2 protein-coding genes and 1 pseudogene are annotated in these 1,329 nt (G+C 39.1%); 2 read left to right on the top strand and 1 reads right to left on the bottom strand.

The window, feature by feature from the left end:
* Positions 1-285 (bottom strand): annotated as a pseudogene (locus C200_RS13665) (IS6 family transposase); the annotation flags it as partial.
* A 202-nt stretch (positions 286-487) separates the two neighbouring features.
* Between C200_RS13665 and C200_RS13660 the strand changes: the two are divergent.
* Both C200_RS13660 and C200_RS13655 read left to right on the top strand, forming a co-directional pair.
* Positions 488-793, top strand: coding sequence for an ISAs1 family transposase (locus C200_RS13660; RefSeq protein ID WP_016210928.1), 306 nt, complete (start codon positions 488-490; stop codon positions 791-793).
* A gap of 34 nt (positions 794-827) precedes the next feature.
* Positions 828-1,184 carry a hypothetical protein gene (locus C200_RS13655; protein ID WP_016210929.1) on the top strand — a complete coding sequence of 119 codons (357 nt, stop codon included), beginning with the start codon at positions 828-830 and terminating at the stop codon, positions 1,182-1,184.
* Positions 1,185-1,329: the final 145 nt, after the last annotated feature.

Below are 1,329 nucleotides of genomic sequence, written 5' to 3'. Positions count from 1 at the left end.
CCAACGACCTTTAATTTTCACCAACGTTTCATCTAACCGCCAAGAGGCACACGTTTGACGAAAGTGGGGCCTCAGCCGTTTGGCGATCTGCGAGCCATACTCGTGCACCCAACGACAAATGGTTGAACGCTCAATCTCAAGACCTCTTTCAGCTGCTATTTCTTTGAGATCACGGTAAGATAAGGCATAGCGGCCATACCAACGCACCAGCCAAAGAATGATCTCACCGGAATAATGCTTCCATTTAAAGGGTTGATTCTTCTTAAATCGTTTACGTTTTACCACAGCAATTCACTCTTAACTTCCGTTGATTGCTACACCCTACTCAAATCTAAATTTTTTGCAACAGTGCCCTCACATGGCTCTACGCTTCGTATAGATTTTTAGACACTCGTTAGGCTTGCTACAGACCTAACGGTCTTTCGCAACTCCGCTCTGTTAAAAACCCGAACCTACCTCGGCCTACTCACCCCGTGCTTAGCACTCCATGGCTCGCAGCGGGCGTTATTATATTAGCAGCCACAAGTCCTCAGAAGAAAAATTACCTGAGTATATTCGTAATCATTGGGGCATTGAGAATAAACTTCATTGGGTATTAGACGTTCATTTAAATGATGATGCAGACAGAAAGCTTAATAAAAATGCAGTGGATAATATAAGCAGAATCAAAAGACTTGCAGTGAATTTAGTACGAAAAAATGACTTTGGAAACAAAAAAAGCGTACGACTCAAACTCAAACAACTTCAATGGGATGAAAATTACTTATTAAATATTTTGCTTGGAAAATCTTAAATACTCAATTTAAGTGAACAGTCTTGGAGAGCTTATGGAAATTAACACAATTCTAGCTATATTTGGTGGTTTAGGAATTGGCAGCTTACTCAATACTTTAATCACTCATTTTACTAATCAAAAATCTAAAAAAGAAGAGCGGCGATATGAAGAAAAAAAGACGGCTTATGTAGGGCTGCTTACATCAATACATGATGCAGCAATTAGAGGCTCTGATAAAAATTCAAAGGCATATGCACTGTGGCAGGCAAAATGTCAAATTTTTGGTTCTGATAAAGTAGTTAGATTTTCTCAAGAGATGCAGGAAACAAACAATGGACCTAAAGAATTACGAGATAAAGCTTTTCAAGGATTGCTAAATGCTATTCGTCAAGATTTATACGATTCATGACAACATCAAAGACATTCATGCCACCGCCCTGTGATTTAAACCCGATCGAGCATGTATGGTCACCGCTTAAAAATAGGGTTCGCATGAAGCTTGATCAAGATGAAATAAATTTAGAGACAGCGCTTAGTCAAGTAATGAAGTCAAT

Source organism: Piscirickettsia salmonis LF-89 = ATCC VR-1361, from assembly GCF_000297215.2.
GTDB classification, from domain to species: domain Bacteria; phylum Pseudomonadota; class Gammaproteobacteria; order Piscirickettsiales; family Piscirickettsiaceae; genus Piscirickettsia; species Piscirickettsia salmonis.
The sequence above is the reverse complement of the archived record's forward strand: the minus strand, read 5'-3'. Positions and strand labels throughout refer to the sequence as shown.

Bases quoted from the DNA above. Each gene is read 5' to 3' on its own strand.
- C200_RS13660 (WP_016210928.1), top strand. From the start codon at position 488: ATGGCTCGCAGCGGGCGTTATTATATTAGCAGCCACAAGTCCTCAGAA.
- C200_RS13655 (WP_016210929.1), top strand. From the start codon at position 828: ATGGAAATTAACACAATTCTAGCTATATTTGGTGGTTTAGGAATTGGC.